This is a genomic window from Bacillus sp. HNG (genome assembly GCF_003400205.1).
Taxonomy (GTDB): Bacteria; Bacillota; Bacilli; order Bacillales; family Bacillaceae_L; genus Ferdinandcohnia.
In genome coordinates this window covers 395,785-421,730 of record NZ_QUQV01000003.1, presented here as the reverse complement: position 1 = coordinate 421,730, position 25,946 = coordinate 395,785, and the positions used below count along the sequence as shown (strand labels likewise).

25 protein-coding genes, 21 tRNA genes and 2 rRNA genes are annotated in these 25,946 nt (G+C 39.1%); 37 read left to right on the top strand and 11 right to left on the bottom strand.

Annotated elements, in window-relative coordinates:
- The 23 genes from DZB84_RS08775 to DZB84_RS08665 form a co-directional block, all read left to right on the top strand.
- Positions 1–182: ribosomal RNA gene (locus tag DZB84_RS08775) — 23S ribosomal RNA — on the top strand; the annotation flags it as partial.
- Positions 183–279: 97 nt separating this feature from the next.
- A 5S ribosomal RNA gene (rrf, locus tag DZB84_RS08770) occupies positions 280–395 on the top strand.
- A 10-nt stretch (positions 396–405) separates the two neighbouring features.
- Positions 406–481, top strand: a tRNA-Val gene (locus DZB84_RS08765).
- Positions 482–493: 12 nt separating this feature from the next.
- Positions 494–569: transfer RNA gene (locus tag DZB84_RS08760), tRNA-Thr, on the top strand.
- Between the two features lie 5 nt (positions 570–574).
- Positions 575–650: transfer RNA gene (locus tag DZB84_RS08755), tRNA-Lys, on the top strand.
- 12 nt (positions 651–662) lie between these two features.
- A tRNA-Leu gene (locus tag DZB84_RS08750) sits at positions 663–743 on the top strand.
- A gap of 4 nt (positions 744–747) precedes the next feature.
- Positions 748–822, top strand: a tRNA-Gly gene (locus DZB84_RS08745).
- 15 nt (positions 823–837) lie between these two features.
- Positions 838–926, top strand: a tRNA-Leu gene (locus DZB84_RS08740).
- 13 nt (positions 927–939) lie between these two features.
- Positions 940–1,016 (top strand) — tRNA-Arg (locus DZB84_RS08735).
- Between the two features lie 5 nt (positions 1,017–1,021).
- Positions 1,022–1,098, top strand: a tRNA-Pro gene (locus tag DZB84_RS08730).
- A gap of 10 nt (positions 1,099–1,108) precedes the next feature.
- A tRNA-Ala gene (locus tag DZB84_RS08725) sits at positions 1,109–1,184 on the top strand.
- Between the two features lie 30 nt (positions 1,185–1,214).
- Positions 1,215–1,291, top strand: a tRNA-Met gene (locus DZB84_RS08720).
- A gap of 20 nt (positions 1,292–1,311) precedes the next feature.
- Positions 1,312–1,388: transfer RNA gene (locus DZB84_RS08715), tRNA-Ile, on the top strand.
- 19 nt (positions 1,389–1,407) lie between these two features.
- Positions 1,408–1,500 (top strand) — tRNA-Ser (locus DZB84_RS08710).
- A gap of 179 nt (positions 1,501–1,679) precedes the next feature.
- Positions 1,680–1,756, top strand: a tRNA-Met gene (locus DZB84_RS08705).
- A gap of 62 nt (positions 1,757–1,818) precedes the next feature.
- Positions 1,819–1,894, top strand: a tRNA-Asp gene (locus tag DZB84_RS08700).
- Between the two features lie 8 nt (positions 1,895–1,902).
- Positions 1,903–1,975: transfer RNA gene (locus tag DZB84_RS08695), tRNA-Phe, on the top strand.
- Positions 1,976–2,001: 26 nt separating this feature from the next.
- A tRNA-His gene (locus tag DZB84_RS08690) sits at positions 2,002–2,077 on the top strand.
- Between the two features lie 6 nt (positions 2,078–2,083).
- Positions 2,084–2,157: transfer RNA gene (locus DZB84_RS08685), tRNA-Gly, on the top strand.
- 13 nt (positions 2,158–2,170) lie between these two features.
- Positions 2,171–2,247, top strand: a tRNA-Ile gene (locus DZB84_RS08680).
- A 9-nt stretch (positions 2,248–2,256) separates the two neighbouring features.
- Positions 2,257–2,331 (top strand) — tRNA-Asn (locus tag DZB84_RS08675).
- 5 nt (positions 2,332–2,336) lie between these two features.
- Positions 2,337–2,427, top strand: a tRNA-Ser gene (locus tag DZB84_RS08670).
- Between the two features lie 23 nt (positions 2,428–2,450).
- Positions 2,451–2,522: transfer RNA gene (locus tag DZB84_RS08665), tRNA-Glu, on the top strand.
- A gap of 87 nt (positions 2,523–2,609) precedes the next feature.
- On the opposite strand, the gene DZB84_RS24860 is transcribed toward DZB84_RS08665, so the two are convergent.
- Both DZB84_RS24860 and DZB84_RS08655 read right to left on the bottom strand, forming a co-directional pair.
- The gene (locus DZB84_RS24860; protein ID WP_189655187.1) at positions 2,610–2,786 is read right to left on the bottom strand and encodes a hypothetical protein; all 177 of its coding nucleotides are present in this window, start codon (positions 2,784–2,786) and stop codon (positions 2,610–2,612) included.
- Positions 2,787–2,841: 55 nt separating this feature from the next.
- Positions 2,842–3,636 (bottom strand): TIGR00266 family protein, encoded by a 795-nt coding sequence (locus DZB84_RS08655; protein ID WP_116351861.1) that lies wholly within the window; start codon positions 3,634–3,636, stop codon positions 2,842–2,844.
- A gap of 195 nt (positions 3,637–3,831) precedes the next feature.
- Here DZB84_RS08655 and DZB84_RS08650 point away from each other — a divergent pair, with 195 nt between their 5' ends.
- Positions 3,832–6,243, top strand: coding sequence for a penicillin acylase family protein (locus DZB84_RS08650; RefSeq protein ID WP_116351860.1), 2,412 nt, complete (start codon positions 3,832–3,834; stop codon positions 6,241–6,243).
- A 39-nt stretch (positions 6,244–6,282) separates the two neighbouring features.
- Here the strand turns inward: DZB84_RS08650 and DZB84_RS08645 are convergent, their stop codons facing one another.
- Together DZB84_RS08645 and DZB84_RS08640 are read right to left on the bottom strand one after the other, a co-directional pair.
- Positions 6,283–7,038 (bottom strand): yteA family sporulation protein, encoded by a 756-nt coding sequence (locus DZB84_RS08645; RefSeq protein ID WP_116351859.1) that lies wholly within the window; start codon positions 7,036–7,038, stop codon positions 6,283–6,285.
- A 122-nt stretch (positions 7,039–7,160) separates the two neighbouring features.
- The gene (locus tag DZB84_RS08640) at positions 7,161–8,096 is read right to left on the bottom strand and encodes a 1,4-dihydroxy-2-naphthoate polyprenyltransferase (RefSeq protein ID WP_116351858.1); all 936 of its coding nucleotides are present in this window, start codon (positions 8,094–8,096) and stop codon (positions 7,161–7,163) included.
- 382 nt (positions 8,097–8,478) lie between these two features.
- On the opposite strand from DZB84_RS08640, the gene DZB84_RS08635 reads away from it, so the two are divergent.
- The 6 genes from DZB84_RS08635 to menC all read left to right on the top strand — a co-directional run bounded on the left by DZB84_RS08635 (position 8,479) and on the right by menC (position 15,942).
- Complete coding sequence (locus DZB84_RS08635) at positions 8,479–9,870, top strand: isochorismate synthase (RefSeq protein WP_116351881.1); 1,392 nt, start codon at positions 8,479–8,481, stop codon at positions 9,868–9,870.
- Entirely contained in the window at positions 9,863–11,611 is a 1,749-nt protein-coding gene (gene menD, locus DZB84_RS08630; RefSeq protein WP_116351857.1) for a 2-succinyl-5-enolpyruvyl-6-hydroxy-3-cyclohexene-1-carboxylic-acid synthase, read from the top strand. Before DZB84_RS08635 ends, menD begins: the two co-directional genes overlap by 8 nt.
- A 1-nt stretch (position 11,612) precedes the next feature.
- Positions 11,613–12,431 carry a 2-succinyl-6-hydroxy-2,4-cyclohexadiene-1-carboxylate synthase gene (gene menH / locus DZB84_RS08625; RefSeq protein WP_116351856.1) on the top strand — a complete coding sequence of 273 codons (819 nt, stop codon included), beginning with the start codon at positions 11,613–11,615 and terminating at the stop codon, positions 12,429–12,431.
- A gap of 33 nt (positions 12,432–12,464) precedes the next feature.
- Positions 12,465–13,286: a 1,4-dihydroxy-2-naphthoyl-CoA synthase gene (menB, locus tag DZB84_RS08620; RefSeq protein WP_116351855.1), complete on the top strand. Its 822-nt coding sequence runs from the start codon at positions 12,465–12,467 to the stop codon at positions 13,284–13,286.
- Between the two features lie 75 nt (positions 13,287–13,361).
- On the top strand, positions 13,362–14,840 hold the full coding sequence (locus tag DZB84_RS08615) for an o-succinylbenzoate--CoA ligase (protein WP_116351854.1): 1,479 nt from the start codon (positions 13,362–13,364) through the stop codon (positions 14,838–14,840).
- Entirely contained in the window at positions 14,836–15,942 is a 1,107-nt protein-coding gene (gene menC / locus DZB84_RS08610) for an o-succinylbenzoate synthase (protein ID WP_116351880.1), read from the top strand. The genes DZB84_RS08615 and menC overlap by 5 nt, the downstream gene beginning before the upstream one ends.
- A gap of 30 nt (positions 15,943–15,972) precedes the next feature.
- Here menC and zupT read toward each other — a convergent pair whose 3' ends face one another.
- From zupT to DZB84_RS08595, 3 genes are all read right to left on the bottom strand, one after another.
- On the bottom strand, positions 15,973–16,782 hold the full coding sequence (zupT, locus tag DZB84_RS08605; RefSeq protein WP_116351853.1) for a zinc transporter ZupT: 810 nt from the start codon (positions 16,780–16,782) through the stop codon (positions 15,973–15,975).
- Between the two features lie 225 nt (positions 16,783–17,007).
- A complete protein-coding gene (locus tag DZB84_RS08600) occupies positions 17,008–17,163 on the bottom strand; it encodes a DUF1540 domain-containing protein (protein ID WP_116351852.1) in 156 nt (51 codons plus the stop codon).
- Between the two features lie 96 nt (positions 17,164–17,259).
- Positions 17,260–18,180 carry a metal ABC transporter substrate-binding protein gene (locus DZB84_RS08595; RefSeq protein ID WP_116351851.1) on the bottom strand — a complete coding sequence of 307 codons (921 nt, stop codon included), beginning with the start codon at positions 18,178–18,180 and terminating at the stop codon, positions 17,260–17,262.
- Positions 18,181–18,399: 219 nt separating this feature from the next.
- Here DZB84_RS08595 and DZB84_RS08590 point away from each other — a divergent pair, with 219 nt between their 5' ends.
- Positions 18,400–18,960: a beta-class carbonic anhydrase gene (locus DZB84_RS08590; RefSeq protein ID WP_116351850.1), complete on the top strand. Its 561-nt coding sequence runs from the start codon at positions 18,400–18,402 to the stop codon at positions 18,958–18,960.
- A 139-nt stretch (positions 18,961–19,099) separates the two neighbouring features.
- Positions 19,100–19,864 (top strand): FixH family protein, encoded by a 765-nt coding sequence (locus DZB84_RS08585; protein ID WP_116351849.1) that lies wholly within the window; start codon positions 19,100–19,102, stop codon positions 19,862–19,864.
- A 17-nt stretch (positions 19,865–19,881) separates the two neighbouring features.
- Here the strand turns inward: DZB84_RS08585 and yidD are convergent, their stop codons facing one another.
- Complete coding sequence (gene yidD, locus DZB84_RS08580) at positions 19,882–20,121, bottom strand: membrane protein insertion efficiency factor YidD (protein ID WP_116351848.1); 240 nt, start codon at positions 20,119–20,121, stop codon at positions 19,882–19,884.
- A 153-nt stretch (positions 20,122–20,274) separates the two neighbouring features.
- Here yidD and DZB84_RS08575 point away from each other — a divergent pair, with 153 nt between their 5' ends.
- Entirely contained in the window at positions 20,275–20,748 is a 474-nt protein-coding gene (locus DZB84_RS08575) for an S-ribosylhomocysteine lyase (protein ID WP_116351847.1), read from the top strand.
- 33 nt (positions 20,749–20,781) lie between these two features.
- Here the strand turns inward: DZB84_RS08575 and DZB84_RS08570 are convergent, their stop codons facing one another.
- Complete coding sequence (locus tag DZB84_RS08570) at positions 20,782–22,245, bottom strand: amidase family protein (protein ID WP_116351846.1); 1,464 nt, start codon at positions 22,243–22,245, stop codon at positions 20,782–20,784.
- Entirely contained in the window at positions 22,235–22,399 is a 165-nt protein-coding gene (gene ytzI, locus DZB84_RS08565; RefSeq protein WP_116351845.1) for a YtzI protein, read from the bottom strand. The genes DZB84_RS08570 and ytzI overlap by 11 nt, the downstream gene beginning before the upstream one ends.
- A 177-nt stretch (positions 22,400–22,576) precedes the next feature.
- Between ytzI and DZB84_RS08560 the strand changes: the two genes are divergently transcribed.
- Positions 22,577–23,017 carry a Dps family protein gene (locus tag DZB84_RS08560; RefSeq protein WP_116351844.1) on the top strand — a complete coding sequence of 147 codons (441 nt, stop codon included), beginning with the start codon at positions 22,577–22,579 and terminating at the stop codon, positions 23,015–23,017.
- 74 nt (positions 23,018–23,091) lie between these two features.
- Positions 23,092–24,108, top strand: coding sequence for a low-specificity L-threonine aldolase (gene ltaE / locus DZB84_RS08555; RefSeq protein WP_116351843.1), 1,017 nt, complete (start codon positions 23,092–23,094; stop codon positions 24,106–24,108).
- A 140-nt stretch (positions 24,109–24,248) separates the two neighbouring features.
- Here ltaE and DZB84_RS08550 read toward each other — a convergent pair whose 3' ends face one another.
- Entirely contained in the window at positions 24,249–24,509 is a 261-nt protein-coding gene (locus DZB84_RS08550; RefSeq protein ID WP_116351842.1) for a DUF6154 family protein, read from the bottom strand.
- A 177-nt stretch (positions 24,510–24,686) separates the two neighbouring features.
- Between DZB84_RS08550 and DZB84_RS08545 the strand changes: the two genes are divergently transcribed.
- On the top strand, positions 24,687–25,025 hold the full coding sequence (locus DZB84_RS08545; protein WP_116351841.1) for a hydrolase: 339 nt from the start codon (positions 24,687–24,689) through the stop codon (positions 25,023–25,025).
- Between the two features lie 424 nt (positions 25,026–25,449).
- Positions 25,450–25,938: an RNA deprotection pyrophosphohydrolase gene (gene ytkD / locus DZB84_RS08540; protein WP_116351840.1), complete on the top strand. Its 489-nt coding sequence runs from the start codon at positions 25,450–25,452 to the stop codon at positions 25,936–25,938.
- The last annotated feature ends 8 nt before the right edge of the window (positions 25,939–25,946 follow it).

The following is a 25,946-nucleotide window of genomic DNA, read 5'->3' as shown; positions in this document are numbered from 1 at the left end:
GTAGCTATGTGTGGAAGGGATAAGTGCTGAAAGCATCTAAGCATGAAGCCCCCCTCAAGATGAGATTTCCCATAGTGTTAAACTAGTAAGATCCCTCGAAGATGACGAGGTTGATAGGTCAGAGGTGGAAGCATGGTGACATGTGCAGCTGACTGATACTAATCGATCGAGGACTTAACCAAAATAATGGATGTTGAGCGTTATCTAGTTTTGAAGGAATGAAAATTTCTTCTTGAAATTTCTTATGAAGATAGTATAATATATCTTGTCTTTACCTTATCTAGTGACGATGGCGAGAAGGTCACACCCGTTCCCATACCGAACACGGAAGTTAAGCTTCTCAGCGCCGATGGTAGTTGGGACTTTGTCCCTGTGAGAGTAGGACGTCGCTAGGTTGGAGAAGACGGAGGATTAGCTCAGCTGGGAGAGCACCTGCCTTACAAGCAGGGGGTCGGCGGTTCGATCCCGTCATCCTCCACCATTAAACACTTTTGCCGGTGTAGCTCAGTTGGTAGAGCAACTGACTTGTAATCAGTAGGTCGTGGGTTCGACTCCTATCGCCGGCACCATTTACGAGCCATTAGCTCAGTCGGTAGAGCATCTGACTTTTAATCAGAGGGTCGAAGGTTCGAGTCCTTCATGGCTCACCATTAAATAGTTTTGCGGGTGTGGCGGAATTGGCAGACGCGCTAGACTTAGGATCTAGTGTCTTTGACGTGGGGGTTCGAGTCCCTTCACCCGCATTATGCGGAAGTAGTTCAGTGGTAGAACACCACCTTGCCAAGGTGGGGGTCGCGGGTTCGAATCCCGTCTTCCGCTCCAAAGTAAACTTATAGTGCCGGGGTGGCGGAACTGGCAGACGCACAGGACTTAAAATCCTGCGGTAGGTGACTACCGTACCGGTTCGATTCCGGTCCTCGGCACCACTTAATGAATAATGCGCCCGTAGCTCAATTGGATAGAGCGTCTGACTACGGATCAGAAGGTTATGGGTTCGACTCCTTTCGGGCGCGCCATATTACGGGAAGTAGCTCAGCTTGGTAGAGCACTTGGTTTGGGACCAAGGGGTCGCAGGTTCGAATCCTGTCTTCCCGACCATTAAATATTTGGGGCCTTAGCTCAGCTGGGAGAGCGCCTGCTTTGCACGCAGGAGGTCAGCGGTTCGATCCCGCTAGGCTCCACCAATTATTTAAAAATGTAATTATATGATTCATGGCGGTGTAGCTCAGCTGGCTAGAGCGTACGGTTCATACCCGTGAGGTCGGGGGTTCGATCCCCTCCGCCGCTACCATTAAATCTTATAAGTACTAAGGACCTTTAGCTCAGCTGGTTAGAGCAGACGGCTCATAACCGTCCGGTCGTAGGTTCGAGTCCTACAAGGTCCACCATCTACAACTTCTTATATGTGGAGGAATACCCAAGTCCGGCTGAAGGGATCGGTCTTGAAAACCGACAGGGGTGTTAAAGCCCGCGGGGGTTCGAATCCCTCTTCCTCCGCCATATTAAATTATTTAAGAATTTTATATGATTTCTATTATCGCGGGGTGGAGCAACAAGCGTTGCATCATCGAAATACTGCGAGTTGTCCCGACGCACATAGCTTCTAGAATATGCTAGCAGAGGAAGGGACAGTCTTGTGCAGACTAAGCGCATGACAAAAACTATATATATTTTATTATCGCGGGGTGGAGCAGTCTGGTAGCTCGTCGGGCTCATAACCCGAAGGTCGTAGGTTCAAATCCTGCCCCCGCAACCAAAAAAAGTATTGACAAGTTATGAATGTTATCGTAAGATAATGTTTGTGTCTGATTAAACAATGGTCCCGTGGTGTAGCGGTTAACATGCCTGCCTGTCACGCAGGAGATCGCCGGTTCGATCCCGGTCGGGACCGCCATATGTTGTGGCTCAGTAGCTCAGTCGGTAGAGCAAAGGACTGAAAATCCTTGTGTCGGCGGTTCGATTCCGTCCTGAGCCACCTTATTATTTTTAGAAAAATTAATGGCGGTTGTGGCGAAGTGGTTAACGCATCGGATTGTGGTTCCGACATTCGTGGGTTCGATTCCCATCAGCCGCCCCATATAATGCGGGTGTAGTTTAATGGTAAAACCTCAGCCTTCCAAGCTGATGTCGTGAGTTCGATTCTCATCACCCGCTCCAATTTTACCATAATGGGCCTATAGCTCAGCTGGTTAGAGCGCACGCCTGATAAGCGTGAGGTCGATGGTTCGAGTCCATTTAGGCCCACCATGTTGTTATTCCGCAGTAGCTCAGTGGTAGAGCTATCGGCTGTTAACCGATCGGTCGTAGGTTCGAATCCTACCTGCGGAGCCATTTTTGGGGAAGTACTCAAGTGGCTGAAGAGGCGCCCCTGCTAAGGGTGTAGGTCGCGTAAGCGGCGCGAGGGTTCAAATCCCTCCTTCTCCGCCATGACGATTTTAACAATATATTCTGGCCCGTTGGTCAAGCGGTTAAGACACCGCCCTTTCACGGCGGTAACACGGGTTCGAATCCCGTACGGGTCATCAAGCGTTATGAGAATTTCTCATGGCGTTTTTTATTTTTTATAGAGTTCTTCTTTAAAATATAAAAAACACCTGTTGCCAGGTGTACTAATCTTTGGGCATAATATCCTCTTCAATTTTTTGTGCGGGGTTGTCTAGGTCCACATCGGAAAAGATACCAGGAGATACACCACGAAACATATCAAAAGCTAGAATTTTATCATCTGGCGCATCAAATAATGGTGCTTCACCGTTGAAATCTTCAACTTGTTTTTTTCGTCTCATCTCTCTACACCTCCATTTATTATCCTCCCAGTTCTTCACTTTAATTATTCTCTTATTAATCATCCCCATTTAGAAAATTACCTAGCCCTCCTAGAATACTCCCTTCACCTGTGCTGCCACCATTTCTAGGTGCACTCGCAAAGATTCGGTCTGCAAGGCGGCTAAATGGTAGTGATTGTATCCATACCGTACCAGGGCCTCTAACAGTGGCGTAGAATAGACCTTCACCACCAAAAAAGGCTGTTTTGATTTTTCCTACATATTCAATGTTATAATCGACATCCCTTGTCATACCCACTAGGCAGCCTGTATCGATTCTTAGGATTTCACCAGGTTGAAGTTCTTTTTTATGTATGGTACCACCTGCATGTAAAAATGCTAGCCCATCTCCTTCTAATTTTTGCATGATGAAGCCTTCTCCACCAAAGAAGCCAGTCCCTAATTTTCGTTGAAAATCAATGCCAACAGAAACTCCTTTTGCTGCACATAAAAAGGCATCCTTTTGACAAACTATTTTGCCACCTAGTATGCTTAAATCAACAGGAATAATTTTCCCTGGATAGGGTGCAGCAAAGGAAACATGTTTTTTCCCCATGTTGCTATTTGTAAAGACCGTCATAAATAGACTTTCTCCTGTAAGAACCCTTTTTCCTGCTCCTAATAGTTTTCCAAAAAGACCTCCACCTGCTGATCCTGACCCGTCACCAAAAATTGTTTCCATTGAAATGCCATCTTCCATCATCATCATGGCGCCTGCTTCTGCAATGACACTTTCGCTTGGGTCTAATTCGATTTCAACAAACTGCATATCGTCCCCATAAAGTTTATACTCAATCTCATGTGCGTTCATCCGATTCTTCCTTTCTTTTTTACATAAATATACACAAAGAAGTAATTCGTCGTTTACTAGTATTATCCTTTAAAACTGTAAATGAGGTATGAAAAAAATGTTAATTCTACTTGAGGATATCAATGACAAATTCAAATAGGGATACTATAATATATTTAGAATTTTCTTAAAATAATTAAAGCGAAGGGGGATTATATGAGTTCGGAAGTAGTTATAAAAAGACGATTATGGCCAAGAAAGAAGCGTTGGAGAACAGTTTTAATAACAGGAATAGTTATCATACTCCTTCTGATAGCAAGTATTATAGTAGGTTATTTATTTTTGAGAAAAAGTTTACCAACGATTGAAGGAAACCTTCCGGTTGCAGGATTAACCGTTGAGGTTGAAGTATTCCGAGATCAAAATGGGGTTCCCCATATTGTTGCGAAAAATAAGCATGATTTGTATTTTGCTCAAGGTTATGTTACGGCACAGGATCGTTTATTTCAGATGGATTTAAGTAGAAGACAGGCTTCAGGAGAGTTAAGTGAAGTAATTGGTTCTTCTCTTGTTAATCAGGATAAATATTTTAGAACTCTTGGTTTACGTAGAGCTGCGGAAGCTTCATATGAAGGATATTCAGATGAAGCAAAAGATGTACTCCAATCGTATGCTGATGGTGTTAATGCTTTTATTAAGGAAGCAATAGAGAAAAATACATTGCCCGTAGAGTTTTCACTTGCTGGATATGAGCCGTCCATGTGGAGTCCCATCGATTCTCTTACCATTGGAAAATACATGGCCTACGATTTAGGGGGACATTATAAAGGGCAGGCATTTCGCTATTATATGGCTCAGCATGTTTCAGAGGAAAAATTACTAGAATTGTTCCCAACATATCCTGAAGATGGTGCAACTGTTATTCAAGCGATGAAAGATCATCCCGTTGATATTTCAAAAAGTATAGCAACTGCTCCCTTTCCAAATGAGTTTAATGGGAGTAATAACTGGGTTGTTAGTGGTGAGAAATCAGAATCAGGTATGCCAATCTTAGCCGATGATCCACATCTCGCATTAGCTACACCATCAATTTGGTATGAGACGCATTTGCAAAGTGATGAAGTGAACGTTAGTGGTGTGATATTTGCCGGTGTCCCAGGAATCATATTAGGTCGTAATGAACATATTGCTTGGGGAGTTACTAATGTGGGACCTGATGTCCAGGATTTATATATTGAAAAAAGGAATCCTAAAAACCAAAATCAATTTGCGTATATGGGGAAATGGGAAGATGCAACCATCATTGAGGAACCAATAAAAGTAAAGGATGGGGATACAATCCCATATCAAGTTCAGGTTACAAGACACGGTCCAATCATTTCTGAATTTACCCATGATCACAAGGAGGAAACAGCTTTAGCAATAAGATGGACAGCACTTGATGCTTCAACTGAACTAGAGGCAGTGTTGATGTTCAACAAGGCGAAAAATTGGACTGAATTTAAAGAGGCACTTACATATTTTCATACACCTGCTCAAAACTTTGTTTATGCAGCAACCGATGGAACAATCGCTTACCGAGCAAATGGGTTAATCCCAATCCGAAAAAAAGGGGATAGTTCTGTTCCTGTACCTGGATGGACAGATGAATACGAGTGGGAGGGGTATATTCCTTGGGATGAACTCCCGACCATTGTGAACCCTGAAGAAGGTTTTATCTCTACTGCAAACAATAAAATTGCACCGGATGAATATCCTTACCATATAACGAATACGTGGGCTCAGCCTTATCGACAGCAACGAATACAAAATGTGTTATCAAGTAAGAATGTGTTAACGGCAGATGATATGCTAAAACTCCAATTTGATCAACATAATCTGCAGGCAGAAGAGTTTGTTCCGTTTTTAATAGATGTATTATTAAACAGTGAAGACGAGTTAAGAGATATTGATAAAACGGTAATAAAGGAGTTTGAAGATTGGGATTTTGTTGACCGAATAGAAGATGGCGTGCCTTTAGTCTTCCATAAATGGATGGAGGAATTTGCAAATGTACTATTTGAAGAATCCATTCCTAAGGAAATCGATAACTTGTTTGAAGGAAAATCTCAAATTGTAGACCAAATGATTCGAGATTCAAAAATTGGACATGAAGGGATTTGGTTATCTGAGGCAGGTGGAATAGAACAGGTAACAGTTAAATCTTTTAAAAGGGCTGTAGATTTTGCAATTGAAAAGCAAGGGGACCAACCAAGTAAATGGTCTTGGGGTGACTTTCATCAGGTTCCGTTTAAACACCCATTATCGGCCATTTCACCGTTAAACTATTTATTTAATAATAATGAAGCTATACCAATGGGTGGAAGTGGGGTAACAGTTGCAGCTGCTAGCTTTGACCGTTATTCAGGTGCAATTACCCATGGAGCGGCTTGGAGATCAGTCATTGACTTAGCGAATATGGAAGAGAGTTACAATGTAGTTGGTCCAGGCCAATCAGGTCATGTATTAAGTACTTTTTATCATAATCAAATTACGGATTGGACAACAGGGAAGTACCATATCACCTATACCAATAAAGAGAAGTATAAGGAGAATAGTTATAAGCTTGTTTTACATCCAGCTAAGTAGAATAAAAAGCAGTGGGAATTTTTCCACTGCTTTACATTTTTAATCTTCGGCTTCGTCCTTTGTATAAGGTTCTTTTTCATATGGAGGAAGGTCGCCAAACATTGTCATAATTCCTTCTTCCTCTAGCACTTCTTCATATCGTTCATGCTGGCTATTTGGATAGATGATAATTTCTTTTCCTTCAATATCTGTTGCAACAAAATTCTCGTAATCCTCAACATAACCTACATTCTCATCAGATTCAACGAACACCTCATTATAGCTGTCAACGGGGTCTACAAGGTCTGAAGGTGATTCTGATGTTCCGTACCTTGCGACATCCTGCCATGAATCCTCTGCATCATACGCTACATTATCTTCCTCATCCACAAACTTTCCAAATGGTGGCATTAATACGCCTTCCTCAATAGGTCGATTATGAGAGACAACCTGGGTTGGACTGTGCTCAACACAATAAGTTGTTGTTGGAACAGCATCTAATCTTTCAAAAGGGATGTCTTTTCCACATTTTTCACATTTCCCGTATCTTCCTTCTTCAATTGCTTGTAAGGCGTATTCAATATCTTTTAATTCTTTTTCAATATGTTCGTTAAGGGCAATGTCTTTTTCTCGTTCATATAGCTCAGTTCCTTCATCTCCAGGATGGTTATCATAAGAAGAAAGTTCTCCAACCGATCCATGAGGATGCCCACTCTCTAGATCAAAATGATCTCCATCATCTAACTGTTCTTCAACCTCTTTTTTTGCGTTTATCAACTGTGAACGGAAGGTTGATAATTGCTCATTTGATAACATTTTAAGCACTCCTTCCAAAATGAGTTCGTAACGAATCTTGTTATGTATTATTTACAATAACCCGAAAATCATAATTGTAAAAAAGTGATAGGAATAAAAAAAACACGATGTAAAATCGTGTTTTAAAAGAAGTACCCGATAAAGATTCCAATAGATAAAAGGAATCCAAAAATCGTATTTGTTTGGGCGGTCGCTTTCATGGCTGGCATCATTTGAATTGGTTCGGATTTGCCTATAAATCCAGTTACTGCTTTCACAGCTTTTGGAACACTCACTAATACAAGAAGAGTCCAAAACGAAGCAATCCCGATAAATGCCAAAACGATGATCCAAATGTAGGAAATGATTAGCAAGCCAGCAAAGAACTTAATCGCCTTGGTTCTTCCTAATAAAATTGGTAAAGTGCGACGTCCGTTCTTTTTATCGCCATCCAGATCACGGATATTGTTTGACATATTGATAGCACCAACAAGGATCATAATCGGAATCGAGATTAAAACACTTGTAGCCGTAACTGTACCGGTTTGGATGAAAAACGATATTAAAATAATAATCATGCCCATAAAGAAACCAGCTGCTAGCTCTCCAAATGGTGTTGACGAAATGGGTAGTGGACCACCAGTATATAAATAACCAACTGACATACAAATAGTCCCTACTAATGCTAGCCACCAGCTACTATTCATACTAATATAAACACCTAATAATGCAGCAATTCCAAAGAAAGTAAATGCAAGGTTTAAAATAACCTTTGGCTTAACTCCATCTCGAACAATTGTACCGCCAATTCCGACTGATTCAGCAGTATCAAGACCGCGTTTGTAATCGAAATACTCATTTATCATATTCGTTGCTGCTTGGATTAGAAGACAAGCGAGTAACATTGTTAAGAATAGTCCTATATGAATAGATGTTTCTAATAGTGCAAGAACTGTCCCTAAAATGACTGGAACAAATGATGCAGTAAGTGTATGTGGACGCATGAGTCTCCACCATACCTGAAAACCACTAGAAGGCTTTTTAGAAAGCTTCTGATTTGACTGAAGTTCTGATTGCATAAGTCTTCTCCTCTCACGACAAAGCTCATGTATATCCAAAGTACAGTTTAGTGAATTGGACAGGTACTGTCAATGGTTTAAAGTTACAAAAAAGACATATCAATCTTATGTTCCTTTTACCCAGCAGATTAACTTATCGTAAATTACATAATAATAAGGAAGTAAGTGGTCAGTGTATTGCAGGTATGGTAGAATCAAGTTTGTTGACAACTATTATATGTGAGGTATATCGTAAAGGCAGTTTTTAATAATAAGTTATACGAAAATAATATAGAGTGTTTATCAAGGGATTCATTCATTTTAAATGATATACTATAAACAATATCTGTTATTTCTATATAAAATTATGATGGAATATATTTCGGGGGGATAAAAGTTGGTCATGATACAACAAAAAGGTTTGAGTGATTACATAAAGAAAGGTATAAACCTTTCCAAGGAGCTTTCTAGGCCTGTTCTTATAAGTCAGGTAAAAGAAATGAAGAACATAGACCCCCTATTGTTCTTTTCTGCTGGAAAAAGGACACCTTTTGAAACGCGATCTTTCTGGTCAAATCCTACAAATGATACGATCATAGTTGGACTTGGGGAAGCCTATACAATTAGCGATAACGAGTCTACAGAACGTTTTGACGCAATTGAAAAGCAGTGGAAAAGACTCGTTCGACATTCAATCATTATTGATGATTTTGCACCTTATTCTACTGGTCCTATTTTAATGGGAGGTTTTTCATTTGATCCATTAAAAAAGAGAACAGAGCTTTGGGATTATTTTGATGATGCGAAATTTGTCTTACCTGTTATCATGCTTTCCTATTATAAAGGTAGTACTTATATAACAACGAATATTATTTGTGATCCGACCGGGACTTCTTTTGGTGGCTCCGACTTGGAACAATTGGAAGTGCTGCTTGAGGAAAGTTATAAATTTCAAAAGAACAATTCATTTACTAAAGAGGAAGTTCAGCCACAGGAATGGATGGATTCAGTTCGTAATGCAACCCAAAAGGTACAGAACGGTGAAGTTGAAAAGGTTGTTTTGGCAAGAGAAATTAAGCTGCATTTTGACAATCCGATTGAAGCTGACGCAGTGTTGGCGCGTCTAAAAGAAGAGCAGCCGATGAGTTATTTATTTGCAATTGAATATAAAAATTCATGCTTTATCGGAGCATCCCCTGAACGACTTATTAAGAAAAAGGGAGAGGAATTTTTAACTACTTGTCTTGCAGGCTCGATCCGACGTGGTAAAACGCCGTCAGAGGACAAGCAATTAGAAAATGAATTACTACACGACCCGAAAAATCTACATGAACATGATGTCGTTGTTCAAATGATTAAAAATGCAATGAAAGAGTCCTGTACAAGTATTTCATCACCTACACAACCAGGTATCTTAAAAATGCGCGATATTCAGCATTTATACACACCTGTAAAAGGTGTAGCTAAAGATGACGTATCATTGCTTACTGTTGTCAATCGTTTACACCCAACACCAGCTCTAGGGGGCCAACCTAAACAAAAGGCATTTGAAATTATTCGTGACCTTGAAATTCTTGACCGTGGTTGGTATGGAAGCCCTGTAGGTTGGTTTGATATAAATGATAATGGCGAATTTGCCGTTGCCATACGTTCAGGTTTACTGAATGGAAACAATGCTTCCTTGTTTGCTGGTTGTGGGATTGTAGGCGACTCCCAACCAGAAAGTGAATATACAGAAACGATGATAAAGTTTAGACCGATGCTATCTGCATTAGGAGGCTTAGACAATGAATAATCAAGCATTAACGCGTTATGTGGCATCCTTTGTTGATGAATTAGTGCGAGTAGGGGTTACCGAGGCTGTTGTAAGCCCGGGTTCACGCTCCACCCCGATGGCGATTTTAATGGCAGAACACCCTGACATGAAAGTAACCATCAATATTGATGAACGCTCGTCTGCGTTTTATGCGCTAGGAGTAGCTAAAGCAACGAAGAAACCTGTTGCAATTCTATGCACGTCCGGAACAGCTGCAGCGAATTATTTCCCGGCAATTGTCGAGGCCTATTATTCAAGGGTCCCACTTATCGTGTTGACAGCCGATCGACCACATGAGTTACGAGATGTAGGAGCACCGCAAGCTATTAATCAAAATCAGTTATATGGAAATCATGCAAAATGGTTTGTGGAAATGGCACTGCCAGAAGAGTCAGAACAAATGCTATCGTATGTTCGAACAATGGCTGGAAGGGCTGCAGGTACTGCATTAACTGCACCAGCGGGACCGGTTCATTTGAATTTTCCTTTCCGTGAACCGCTTGTACCAAACTTAGGGTTAGAAAACCTATGGGGAACAAATGAATACCTACGTAAAAATGTGAATGTTGTCGTTGGAAAACCGAAAATGGATGAAGAGCAGGCTCAGTATATTAGCGACCTCGTTAGCAGTAAAAAGAAGGGTATTATTGTTTGTGGTTCACATGATGATGAAGAGTTTGGATATGCCGTTGCGAATTTAGCAGAAACACTTCAGTTTCCAGTTTTAGCTGACCCATTATCACAGCTAAGAAGTGGTGAACATCCGAAATCTTATATAGTAGACGGGTATGATGCCTTTTTACGAGATGAAGAATTCCGAGAAGCATTTTCACCAGATATCATAATTCGATTCGGTGCGATGCCTGTCTCAAAGGCACTTCTTCAATATATCCAAAAACATAAGAATACACCTCAAATCATAGTAGATGGAGATGGAGGATGGAGAGACCCCACTTTATCAGCAACTGATATGGTTTATTGCGATGAAATCGAATTTTGTGATGCGATCGTTAGTAGAACAGAGAAACGAAAAGGTTCTAGTTGGGTGAACGATTGGATTAACATCAATAATCTGGTAAAAGAAAATGTAACTAAGGTACATAAGGAAGAAACTTTATTTGAGGGGAAAGTATTTACTGAACTACAAGAAATTCTCCCAGCGGGTTCAACTTTATTTGTTGGAAATAGTATGCCTATCCGTGATCTGGATACTTTCTTTTTGAATAATGAAAAGTCGATACATGTCTTAGGAAACCGTGGTGCCAACGGAATTGATGGGCTTGTTTCAACTGCGATGGGCATCAGTTCACAAAATGAACATACAGTTTTAGTGATTGGTGATCTCTCTCTCTATCATGATTTAAATGGATTATTGGCGGCAAAGCATCACCACTTAAATATTACCATCGTTTTAATCAATAATGACGGTGGGGGTATTTTTTCTTTCTTACCACAATCACAGGAGGAAAAGCATTTTGAAACCCTTTTTGGGACTCCTATTGGTCTGAATTATGAACATGCAGTTAACATGTATGGTGGGAAATTTACAAGTATCAAGGATTGGACAGAGTTCCGTCATGCCATCACTTCTTCGTTTGAAGAAAAAGGATTACATGTTGTTGAGGTAAAAACAGACCGCCATGAGAATGTCATGATTCATCGAAAATTGTGGAATAATGTTTCCCAGGAAATAATCGAAGCACTCAAAAGGAACCAATAAAATGTATATTTCTTCAAATGGATCTACCTATCATGTGAAAGTAATGGGTGAGGGTGTGCCGATTGTATTACTTCATGGTTTTACAGGCAGTATGACAACTTGGACTCAACCAATTGACATCCTGAAACAACAATTTCAATGTGTTCTAATCGATATTATTGGACATGGTAAAACAGATTCTCCACGTGATTTTACAAGATATCAAATTGAAAAAGTCGCTCATGACATCATTCATATATTAGATGTATTGAAGATCCCAATCGCACATATTGCTGGTTATTCAATGGGAGGAAGATTGGCTTTAGCGACTGCCATTCTTTATCCAACCAGAGTTGCCAGCCTTATTTTAGAGAGTAGTTCACCAGGGTTAAAAACAATTGAAGAAAGAGCTGCCCGAAGAAAGTCGGATGAGCAGTTAGCGATTCGCATAGAACAAGAGGGAATTGTTAAGTTTGTTGACTACTGGGAGAACATTCCGCTCTTTTCTACGCAAAAAGCACTATCAAAGGAGAAACAACTAGAAATTCGTAAACAACGTCTAGAAAACTATCCTGTCGGGCTAGCAAACAGCTTGAGAGGAATGGGGACAGGTGCACAACCCTCATACTGGGATCGTTTGACTATGATAAAATGCCCAACATTATTGCTTTGTGGAGAACTTGATCAAAAGTTTTGCGCGATTGCTGAAGAGATGAGCTTAAGCATTCAAAATGCAAGAGTGGAAAAAATAGTAGGAGCGGGACATGCAATTCATGTGGAACAACCGTATTTTTTTGGTAAAATAATAATTGAGTTTGTTTCTGATCATTTTTCTTTATGATCAAATATACATACATAGAAGGAGGACAAGCTAATGGCTACAGTTGAATGGGTTGCAGAACGTAAGTATGATGAAATCTTATATGAAACATACAATGGCATTGCAAAAATCACCATTAACCGTCCACATGTTAGGAATGCATTTACTCCGAAAACAGTGGCAGAAATGATTGATGCTTTTGCCTATGCAAGAGATGATTCAAACATTGGTGTAATCGTTCTTGCCGGTGCAGGAGATGAAGCATTCTGTTCTGGTGGAGACCAAAAGGTAAGAGGACATGGTGGGTATGTTGGAGATGACCAAATTCCACGATTAAATGTTCTTGATTTGCAACGACTAATCCGTGTTATTCCAAAGCCAGTTATCGCAATGGTATCAGGCTATGCAATTGGTGGAGGACATGTGTTACATGTGGTTTGTGACTTAACAATTGCTGCAGATAATGCCATTTTTGGACAAACAGGACCAAAGGTTGGAAGCTTTGATGCAGGTTATGGTTCAGGATATCTAGCACGCATCATTGGTCATAAAAAGGCACGTGAAATCTGGTTCCTATGTCGTCAATATAATGCTCAAGAAGCATTAGATATGGGGCTTGTTAATACAGTTGTTCCTTTAGAACAGCTTGAAGAAGAAACAATTAAGTGGTGTGAAGAAATTCTTGAAAAGAGTCCAACAGCACTTCGTTTCTTGAAAGCAGCAATGAATGCTGATACAGATGGCTTAGCTGGTCTTCAACAAATGGCTGGCGATGCTACACTTCTGTATTACACAACAGATGAAGCGAAGGAAGGCCGTGACGCGTTTAAAGAAAAGCGCAAGCCAGACTTTAAGCAATTCCCGCGTTTCCCTTAATATTTCAATTTCAGCTTGATGAAAACTTCATCAAGCTGTTTTTGCATTTTATTTACGCTAGGAGATTTAACAAAGATGAATTCAACAGAAATACCAAATTGGCTTAAGCAACGTGCATTTTTAACTCCCGATCGGATTGCTATTAAAACTGAATATGAAGAAGTTTCATTTTCAACTTTACATAAAAATGTTGTAAGGAAAGCAAACCAATTAACATTTGCAGGTATTCAAAAGGGAGATGTTGTTTCTGTCCTTATGAAGAATAGTGTGGAGATGGTCGAGGTTATTCACGCAATAAAATATATTGGTGCGATAACGGTTCTCTTAAACATTAAGCTAACGAGTAATGAGTTAGAATTTCAATTAAGCGACTCTGGCACGAAAATGCTACTAACAGAAGATGATTTAATTGAAAAAGTAAATGAAATTGATATCAAAAAAGTTCTGGTTAAGGAACTACAACAGCTCCCCGAAAATGAATGTCATATCCAGGAATACTTTTCGTTGGATCAAGCGGATACCATTATGTATACATCAGGAACGACGGGACGACCAAAAGGAGTAATCCATACATACGGAAATCATTGGTGGAGTGCAGTGGGGTCTAGTTTGAATCTTGGGTTGCACCAGGATGATTGCTGGTTGCTAGCTGTTCCAATGTTTCATATTAGTGGATTATCGATTTTGTACAGAAGTGTGATTTATGGAATTCCTGCTGTCATTCACGAAGGCTTTGATCCCAAAAAGGCGAATGCTGCGATCATGAATCAAGGTGTTACCATCATGTCTAGTGTAAGTGTTATGCTTTCACGAATGCTTGCTGAATTGGGAGATGAACAGTATCCAGTCAGTTTTAGATGTATGCTTCTTGGAGGAGGACCTGCGCCAAAACCTTTATTAGAAAATTGTATGGCACATAATATCCCTGTTTTCCAAACCTATGGGATGACTGAAACGGCTTCACAAGTTGTTACACTAGCTCCTGAGTACAGTATTTCAAAACTTGGATCTGCTGGAAAACCACTCTTTCCGGTACAAATCAAAATTGAAAAAGAGGGAAAAACTGCAAAACCAAATGAAGTTGGCGAAATTGTCGTAAAAGGACCAAATGTAACGAAAGGCTATTTAAATCGAATGGATGCAACGAAAACATCGATTGTTGATGGATGGCTCTATACAGGTGATATCGGATATTTGGATGAGGAAGGCTTTCTCTTTGTGATGGATCGCCGTTCCGATTTAATCATCTCGGGAGGAGAAAATATATATCCAGCTGAACTTGAAGCCGTTTTATTGGCACATCCAAACATTTTGGAAGCAGGAGTCACAGGGGTTGAAGATGAAAAGTGGGGCCAGGTGCCAGTTGCTTTTGTTAAAAAAGAGGAAGGAAGACATATAACCGAAGCAGAGATTATTGCCTTTTGTTATAAAAAGCTAGCACGTTTCAAGGTTCCAAAATCAATCTATTTCGTCGACCGCCTTCCACGAAATGCTTCGAATAAGCTCTTGCGCCGAAAATTAATGGAGTTATTAAAGGATGAAAACAATGATTAAGGTAAAGAAAGCTACGCTTCATCTCATTGAACAAAACCTACTTTCCCCATTTGTAACAAGCATGGGAAAGGTTGACAAAAGGGAGAGTATTCTTGTTGAAGTAGAGGATGTTGATGGTGCTGTAGGGTGGGGAGAAGTTGTTGCTTTTTCGTCCCCATGGTATACCGAAGAGACGATAAAAACATGCTGGCATATGCTTGAAGATTTTTTAGTGCCAAAAATGTTAAAAGAAGAGTATGGACACCCAGAACAGCTACACAATAGCTTTCAATTTGTTAAACGTAACAATATGGCTAAGGCTAGTCTTGATATGGCGATATGGGATTTATTTTCAAAAAAGCAAGGAATCTCACTTTCTAAGGCGTTGGGTGGGACGAAAGACTTTATTGATTCAGGAGTAGTCGTGAGTATTAATTCCATTGACCGAGTATTGGATAAAATGGAGGAGCATGTGAAATCGGGCTATAAGCGAATCAAAATAAAAATCAAGCCAGGACAGGATTATGATTTACTCAAACGAATTAGATATGAGTTTCCAGCCTTGCCATTAATGGTGGATGCTAATTCTGCTTACACATTAAAGGATATTGATCAGCTTCAGGCCTTAGATGAGTTTAGCTTAATGATGATTGAACAGCCACTAGCAGAAGACGATATTTTTGACCATGCAAAGTTGCAGAAAGAACTTTCAACACCGATTTGTTTAGATGAAAGTATTACGTCAGCTGATGATGCAAGAAAGGCAATTGAAATGGGGAGCTGTCAGGTAATCAATATTAAAATCGGGCGTGTAGGTGGAATCACTGAGGCTAAAAGGATTCATGATATTTGTAAAACAAATCATATCCCTGTGTGGTGTGGAGGAATGCTTGAAACCGGCATTTCGAGAGCCCATAATATTGCCTTAGCAAGCCTTCCGAATTTTACGATTCCTGGAGATATATCAGCATCCTCAAGATATTGGAATAAGGATGTCATTATGCCGGAAGTGATGGTTGAGGATGGTTGCATTGCCGTTCCACATAGTCCTGGAATTGGATATCAAGTTGACCAAGAGTGGGTTCATCAAATAACCAAACAAAAATTAGTATTGGAATTATAGAGTGGATTCGGCAATGCACATTTTCAATTATTAGATAAATAATAGTAAACTTAAGGCCATTACAGCCATGCCTGCAATTAAACCGTAAATGGATAAGTGTCCACTGTCATATCGTTTTGATGCTGGAAGTAATTCATCCAGTGAAATAAACACCATAATTCCTGCCACAGCGGCAAAAATCATTCCGAACATCACATCATTTAAAAATGGCATTAATATTAAGAACGCTACGATTGCGCCAATAGGTTCTGCTAAACCGGAAAGGAAAGAGAGCTTAAAGGCTCTTTTTTTATCACCTGTGGCAAAATAGACTGGAACGGCAACAGCAATGCCTTCTGGTATATTATGAATCGCTACAGCCACTGCAATGGCGATTCCAAGCCCCGGGTCTTGGAGGGCAGAGGTAAAGGTGGCTATGCCTTCAGGAAAATTGTGAATTCCGATTGCAAGTGCGGTGAAAGTTCCCATTTTTAATAATGCTGCTTCTTCGACTTCTGATGAGGAGAGATTCATATCCTCCACTTTTTTGACCTCATGGGGATTGCTACTTGCTGGCACAAATTTGTCAATTACCGCAATTAAGAGCATTCCCCCAAAGAAGCCGATCACTGTCATCCAATTTCCCAATTGATCACCTAATTCAGAGGTTAAGGCAACTTTTGCTTTGAAAAAGATTTCAATCATTGACACATAAATCATCACACCTGCTGAGAAACCGAGTGTCAGGGATAGAAATTTTGTATTTGTTCTTGATGTAAACAGGGATATTAAACTACCGATACCGGTTGCTAGACCGGCAAATAAGGTTAAGCCAAAAGCGAGTAATAAATTCTCATACATCGCTTATTCTCCTCTCAAGCTGATATTTTTTAATTGTTTTTTTGTCTGCATGAATAAATGTTTCCTTTGTGCAACTTTTAAAAGTATCATATGTTCAATTTTTTATTTTGTCAATTATTTTATTTCAAAAAATTCGACATGTTCATAAGGATATGCGAACTTTAACTTCAGTGATATAAAAAAAGACAGCTGAGTAATCAGCTGCCTTTAAGTAGTCTTTATCATTTACCCTTCAGGAACGAACGTTTTACAGTCTGTTTCGGTTTGTTCTGATGCAGTTTTACCTGTGTGACTTACAACATATATCGCATCGGCACTACATTTATTACCATTTGCCCAATAATGACAATTTTTCACTTCACATAATACGTCTTGTGCCAATTTACTACACCTCTTTCATTGGAATATGGTCTAGCATCCTTTATTTTCTCCATGTCAAGAGAGTGGATAACAAGCAACATATCCCAAGGGAGGTAGTTAATTTAGTGCTTTTTTTAATGTTTCAAGATTTTGCCTCATTAAGCTAAAATAATCTTCGTTGCTTTCAATTTCTTGTTCCGTTAGGGATTCTAAATTGTGAAGGGTTAAGCTTTCTGTACCTGTTTCTTTTTGAACCGTTTCTGCAATCTTTGATGATATATTTCGTTCGAAAAGAATATATTTAAGATTGTGCTCCTTCACGACATCAATAATATTTTTGAGTTCTTTTTGTGATGGTTCATTCGTTGGTGAGTACCCTGTGATACTAATTTGCTTGATCCCATAGCGTACTTCCCAATAGCCATAGGCAGAATGGGCTACTAAAATTTCTTTTTGTTTAGCGGCATTTGTAACTTCCGTGAAATCTGTGTTTAATGCTTCTAATTGTTCCTTTAATTCTTTAAAATTTCGTTCGTACAAATCTTTATCCGAGGGATTAATTTCGGATAATGCACTTTTTATATTATCGGCAATTTGAATGGAATAAATAGGATCTAACCAAATATGTGGGTCGATATCACCATGATTGTGCTCGTCATCGTGATGGTCATCGTCCTCTGTGTGTAAAAACTCAATCCCAGTCCCCGCTTCAAATAATACAACTTTTTCGTTTTTCAGTGTTTTTTGGGCAGTTTCAACAAAGCCCTCCACACCAACACCTGTATATATAAATGCATCTGCACCTGCAATATCCGTCATATCTCTTGGAGTTGGCTCAAATGAATGAGCATCTGATCCTGGTGGGTATACGCTTTTCACTAAAACATCTTCACCACCAATTTTTTGTGTGAAATCTGTTAAAGGGAATACAGTAGTATAAACCGTAAGTTTACTTTCTTTATTTGTTTGATCTGCTCCGCAAGCCGAAAGTATGCTAATTAACAAAAGGAGCACAAAGTATCCGCTTGTTTTTTTCATATATTGTCTCCTCTCAAGTACCAAAAGGTCTCTGTATTAAGTCCTTTCATATTATATCGTAATTATTACGATTTGAGAACTAGAAACTTTTTTAGAGTAACAATGTCTTTTTTTAGTATCTCTGACTGTTTAGAAATTAATTGAACAATTGCATAAAAAGTTATTAATACAGACTGGTTTTTGATAAAATAAAATGAAATAAAAGAAAAAGGTGATTAAATGTCTCAATTGGATAGTATATTAGAGTTCAACAAATCATTTGTTGAATCAAAGGAATATGAAAAATACCAGACCACTAAGCTTCCAAATAAAAGAATGGTTATCGTAACATGTATGGATACTCGACTTATTGAGCTATTACCAAAAGCAATGAATATGAAAAATGGAGATGTGAAAATCTTAAAGGTTGCTGGTGCGGTTGTTTCACATCCATTCGGAAGTGTAATGAGAAGTATTTTAGTTGCGGTTTATGATTTAAATGCAGACGAAATTTGCATCGTTGGCCACCATGATTGCGGTATGAGTGCACTCGATGCTGATTCGATTTTACATAAAATTAAAGATCGAGGCGTTACTCAAACAAGAATTGATACATTAAAGTATTCAGGAATTGATCTGGAAGAATGGTTTCAAGGTTTCAGCAGTGTAGAGGAAAGTGTCCGTCACAGTGTTGAAATGGTTGAAAATCATCCACTTCTTCCAAAAGAAGTTCCTGTTCACGGTCTCGTTATTAACCCTGAGACAGGTAAATTGGATGTAGTTATTAATGGATATAAGTAAGAGGTCAAGTAATTGACCTCTTTTTGGATTATGCATGTTAAACAAATGCTATTATTGGTTAAAATGAGTAATAGATTGTCATAAAAAAGACACAGGAATAAATGGACTTTTGTTGTACCATGTAGTTGAGGTGAAGGTTATGAGAAAATGGTTCCTTTTTCTTCTTATAGCTGCAATTATAACGCTTGCAGCATGTAATAATGAAACGGAAACGGGAAATACGAATACGGAAGAATTAACTCCTATTGAAGTTGATGTAAAAATTGATCCTGAAAAAATTAACCCAGGCGATGAAGTTACCCTCCATGCATTTGTAACACAGGGAGATGATAAAGTGGAGGATGCGGATGAAGTTCGATTCGAAATTGTTCAAAAGGGCAGTGAAGAAAGCGAATTTTTAGATGGGGAGCATACTTCTGGTGGAGAATATACGGCTGTTAAAACGTTCGATGCGGATGGTGTTTATTTTGTCACTGCACACGTAACAGCTAGGAGCATGCATACAATGCCAAAGGTCGAAGTCGTTATCGGCAATCCAGAAGTTAGCGATGAGCCGACGGATGAAGCAAAAGAAAACAGTGATCATCATGCAGGTGAGAGTCATCACGGAAGTGGCGATGTTACAATCGATTTTCCGTTAGAAGCTGAGTATTCCAAAGGGGAAGCATCTACATTGGAAGTATCTTTTGAACAATCAGGAACTCCATTGACTGAAGCAAGGGTTCGATTTGAAGTTTGGAAGACAGGTGCTGAAAAGCATGATTTTATAGATGCCAACGAAATAAAAGAGGGCGTTTATCAGTCCAATTATACTTTTGCTGAAACTGGGGATTACAATATTCAAGTACATATTGAAAAGGGACAAATCCACGAACATCTTGAAAAAGCAACAAATGTTAAATAAAGGAAGAAAGGTAAGCATCAATGGTGATGCTTACCTTCCTTTTTTTCTGGAACAAAATCAATTCCACCAGGGTGAAGGGGATGACATTTTAACAATCGTTTTATGGTTAACCAGCCACCTTTAATTGCACCGAAGCGTTTGATTGCTTCAAGTCCATATTGCGAACATGTCGGATAAAAACGACAGGTCGGGGGTTTTAATGGAGATATAAATTTTTGATAGAAACGAATGATTCCTATAAATAACGCTTGAAGCAATTTTTTCTACTTCCCTTATCGTTTTTTAGTATTTATACTATACTATATGTAATGGATTAAAGCATCTTATACGTCTAATTCTAATTAAACAGATGAAAAAAATCGGAATTAGCGTTATGATAGATATAAAGAAGAATGAGGGAGTGGAAGAGAATGCCATCAGTAGAAAGCTTTGAACTAGATCATAATGCTGTAAAAGCACCATATGTAAGACACTGTGGTGTCCATAAAGTTGGGACAGATGGAGTAGTAAATAAATTTGATATTCGTTTTTGTCAGCCAAACAAACAAGCAATGAAGCCAGACGTTATTCATACACTTGAGCATTTATTAGCTTTTAATCTTCGTGAGCATTGTGAGAAATATGACCATTTTGATATTATTGATATTTCTCCAATGGGTTGCCAAACAGGCTATTACTTAGTGGTTAGTGGAGAGCCTACTGTTTCTGAAATCATTGATTTACTTGAAGCAACCATGCAAAGTGCTTTAGAAATTACAGAAATTCCAGCCGCAAATGAAACTCAATGTGGGCAAGCGAAGCTTCATGACTTAGAAGGTGCAAAGCGCCTTATGCGTTTTTGGTTATCACAATCAAAAGAAGACCTTCATAAAGTATTCGGATAATAAAAAAAAACCTCAGCCATAGTGGCTGAGGTTTTATAGTTTAGGTGGAATACGATATTTCGTTCCTTGCTCAAAGGAATAGGCTAATTTTATCAATAAGGATTCTGAAAATGCAGTTCCGGTAAACGTAATTCCGACAGGTTCGCCTTCAGGTGTATATCCAGCAGGAACTGTAATTGAAGGATAACCGGCTTTAGCTGGAATTCCAGCTCCAACATTATTAGGAAATACGATTGCATCCAATTGATGCTCTTTTAATACATAATCAATTCCATTGTCCGTCGAATGAAAATGATCATTTTCAAGTGCCTCAAGATACTCTTTTTCACTCAATGTTCCACTCGTCTTTTCTGCCTCTTCTAGAATAATTTGACCGTATTTTAGCATTTTTTCTTCATTTTCCTTATTATATTTGATAAGGTCTGCTAAATTTCGGACTTTTATGGATGGGTCTAATCGGCGTAAATAGGCGTTAAGGTCAACCTTAAATTCATAAGTTAACACATCGTAGCTCCACTTATTCTTGCTAGATGGAATTTTTACATCATCTACGACAGTTGCCCCTAGTTCTTCAAGCTTCTTAACGGCTTTATCCATAACTGTCCGTTTTTCTTCGCTAAGGTAGTCAAAATATACCTCTCTTGCGATACCAATCCGTGCACCTTTTAAACCATCGGCATCTAAATATTCTGTGAAATTAGTAGAAGGCAGCACTCTACTTGTATAAGTAATTGGGTCACGGTCGTCTACTTCAGCAATGACAGATAAAAGGTAAGCAGCATCTTTCACTGAACGAGCCATTGGACCTGCCGTATCCTGCGTATGGGCAATTGGAATAATCCCTGCACGACTTACTAATCCCACTGTAGGCTTAATACCCACAAGTGAGTTTTGACTAGATGGACTTAAAATTGAGCCTGATGTTTCTGTACCAACTGCCACGACTGCAAAATTTGCAGCAATGGCTGAACCTGAACCTGCGCTAGAACCACCAACATCAAATGTACCTGGTCCATAGGGGTTTAATGTTTGACCACCGCGTGAACTATAGCCACTAGGCATTCCTTCTGTCATGAAATTTGCCCATTCCGTCATATTCGTTTTGCCTAATATAATCGCACCAGCTTCTCTTAAAAGATAAGCAACATATGAATCTTCAGGAGCATATGATTCTGCTAAGGCAAGTGAGCCGGCTGATGTGTGCATCTTATCATACGTATCTAAATTATCTTTAAGTAAAACAGGAATACCATGAAGCGGGCCTCGGGGACCGATTTCTTTTCGTTCAGCATCCAACATCATTGCGATTTGAAGGGCATCGGGATTAATCTCAATAATTGACTTTAACTTTGAATCATAGCTTGAAATTCTATGTAAATACATGAGTACCAATTGTTTGGCAGTAAGCTCTTCTTTTTCATATTTTTCTTGAATGGAATCAATTGTAGCCTCAATTAACCAATCATTAGCTAAGTCTTGAAGGATTTTATTTTCCATCTGAATTCTCCTCATTTTCAAGATGATTTAAATGTGGATTTTCTTCTAATTCATCGACTGTATGCTTGTACTGATATGCTTTTGATGTTGTACTAACAGCTAAAAATAAGACTACAAACACAATAATGATTGAAACAATTATTACTGTAAGCATGTCACATAGCAACCCCCTCTTTTTTTCTCCTTTCATTTTAACATGGTACGGAGGATGAAGGTATTGATATTCATTTTAAAGTAAGTAAAGTATGAAATTTATTAAAAAACAATCGAAGAATTTATGTTTCACCGTGTTATAAAGGGGGTATGTTAACAAATAAGGAGGAGATTTTTAATGTCAACACAATTAATCGAAATCGTAAATAAGCAAGTTGCAAACTGGAGTGTACTTTACACGAAGCTACATAATTACCATTGGTATGTAAAGGGACCTCAATTCTTTACGTTACATGTAAAATTTGAAGAGTTGTATAATGAGGCTGCTGTTCACATAGACGAATTAGCAGAACGACTTCTTGCAATTAGTGGTCAACCTGTAGCGACCATGAAAGAAATCCTTGAAATATCTTCTATCCAGGAAGCAAACGGAAATGAAAATGCGGAAGAAATGGTTGCAAACATTTCAAATGATTTTTCCATTCTAACCGGGGAGTTAAAAGAAGGCATGAAGGTAGCTGCAGATGTAGATGATGAAACAACTGGTGATATGCTGCTTGCGATTCACCAAGCTCTTGAAAAGCATATTTGGATGCTTCAATCCTTCCTAGGAAAATAAAAAAGAACATGCCCTTCTTTCTTGTCGAAAGAAGGGTTTTATATTATTTTTAAATATAAAGGGGAGGAGAAAGTATGATCGATTTACGAAGTGATACCGTTACAAAACCAACAGCCGAAATGAGAAAAGCAGCGTACGAAGCTGAGGTTGGTGATGATGTTTATCAAGAAGATCCAACAGTAAAGGAGCTTGAGCACACAGCTGCTGAAATGCTTGGGAAAGAGGCTGCTATGTTTGTAACAAGCGGGACCCAAGGAAATCAAATTGCGGTGCTAACTCACACTAGAAGAGGAAATGAAATTATCGTCGAGCAGGAATCCCATATTTTTAATTACGAAGGGGCTGCCATTTCTGCATTTGCTGGGGTACAACCCCGTACGATTAAAGGAAATAGAGGAGCCATGGACCCAGTGGAAGTCGAGGCAGCTATTCAAGTAGAGGATGTGCATAACCCTGAAACGGGGTTGATTTGTATTGAAAATACTCATAACCGCGCGGGTGGGGCAGTCATCCCACTTGGTAATATGGACGCCATTTATAAAGTTGCATCGGCAAATCATATTCCTGTTCATTTGGACGGTGCACGCTTATTCAATGCAGCGGTGGCACTAGGTTGTCCTGTAAAGGATATTGCTCAATATACAGATTCTGTGCAATTTTGTTTGTCAAAAGGACTAGGTGCTCCAGTTGGCTCGATCATTGCTGGTAGTGAGGAGTTTATAAACCAAGCAAGAAAATGGAGGAAACGCCTCGGTGGTGGGTTAAGACAGGTTGGAATTATTGCAGCACCAGGACTCGTTGCACTCCGGACAATGGTTGAACGTCTTGCAATCGATCATGAGAATGCTTCGTTTTTAGCGCAAGGACTCGGCAATATGAGCGGCTTGAACGTTGTTAACCAGGTTGATACAAATATTATCTTAGTAGAAGTAAGTGAAAGAGGATTAACCTCAAGTCAGTTTGCTGCATTACTAAAAGATCATGGCGTTTTAGTTTCAACATTTGGACCTAAACTCGTACGATTCACGACACATTACGATGTGGATCGAGAGTCAATTGAAAAAGCTTTACAAATTGTTAGTAAACTTTAATACTGATTAATTTAAAGGATTGCTCGTTAGCGGACAATCCTTTTTTTAAGGTGTTTTGAGCTAATGTTGATAGAAACAAAATAACGCCGATAGAAATAAAATAACGTTAATAGAATTCAATTATCGCTGATAGACCCAAACTAATGGATATTCCTCAGTTCATCCACCGTCATCATTTTTGACTGACCGATTCCATCACGGGCCATTTTCGCTTTTAGGTTTTCAATCATATAAAAACCGACTAAATTACGCAATTCTTGGTCGGTTAAATCACTTAAAAGATCAATCAGATCTTCACGGGCAAATTGTTCAAGTACGGAGAAAGCGATGATGTCTGCATCTTCTTCATCCCCTGTTAATTTATTTCGATACATTTCATAAATTTCATCAATGATTTTCATATGTGTTTCCCCTTTATCTGTTTTTTAGAGGGTTTCTTGGAAATTAGTATATGGGGGAACCTAACAAAAGATACTCATGTATTGAAAATAGGCAATAAAACAGTTTTCGGCTAAGTGCATATTTTTTATACCAGAGGAAAAAGCTAAAATAACGGAATGACATTGTTAGGAGTGAACATGTTGGAACAACAGCCAAGGAAAACCTATTATATCTCTGTTGGAAGTGGAGAAATTTCTCAAGTGAAGTCTGGTTCTACATGGGAGTATAAAATTGAAGCAACCGACGAAGAAGTTCGTCAGTTGAGAAACCTGTTTGATGCGAATTATTCGAATGAGGTTGAAAACTTTTTACGTGCACATGTGCCTTTTGTTGAATATCATTATGATTCTTCCAATGACAAATATGACTCTAATATGCTACAGGTTTATCAAATCATCTATCAGTTGGGAGACCAGGAGGCCAGGAACTTCATTGAATCAGAAGGGATCCTAGATATCTTACGAACAATTGATTAAGCCACTTCTACATGAAGCGGCTTGTTTTTATGTTATCATAATAAAAAAGGCTCATTACTAAAAGATTGTTGCTTTTAAAACATAGGGTGATTTCCGCTCATGGTACTTGCTTACCACCGGCGATCCGCGAGCCTCCTCAGGCCTACACGATGTAGGTCACGAAGCCGTTGCCATAGGACGTGGCGCTCTTAGGCTTCGAACATTAATTGGTCTCGCTTGGCTCGCCATTCCCTCAGGACGTTGTGCTTGCTTCCTTGAAGCTACAACGCCCGAAGAAAATGCATGCATTTTCGAGGATCTCGTACCATCCACTGAAATCACATGAAGGCCTATAATTACTATGTCCCTTCGCACAATAATATCCAATAACAAAAAAGTTTACGAAAACAGCCAAAAAAACCAACAATAATGGAGACTAAACAAAATGATTGTTTTTCATGATATGTATCATAATGAAGTGAATTTATCGTTTACACCAGATCCTTTTTCTACTCACCCTAAACATGTTTGGGTAATCTGTCGTTATGATGGCCATTGGCTATTGACTGACCATTCGGAACGTGGGCTTGAATTTCCAGGTGGTAAGGTAGAAGAGGGGGAAACACCGAAAGCTGCTGCTATACGAGAGGTAATGGAGGAGACGGGAGCAGTGGTTTCAGAACTTGCGTACATCGGTCAATATAAGGTTATTGGAAAAGGAAAAACGATTATTAAAAATATATATTTTGCTGAAATTGAAAGGCTCCTTGAGAAGAAGGATTATTTTGAAACGAAAGGTCCTGTTCTGTTAAAGGAAATTCCTTTGGATACGGTTAAGTCTGATCGTCGCTATAGCTTTATCATGAAGGATGATGTGCTCACGCATAGCTTGGACTATGTAGAAAAACACATAACAACGAAGAAAGCTCTCTAGCAATCAAC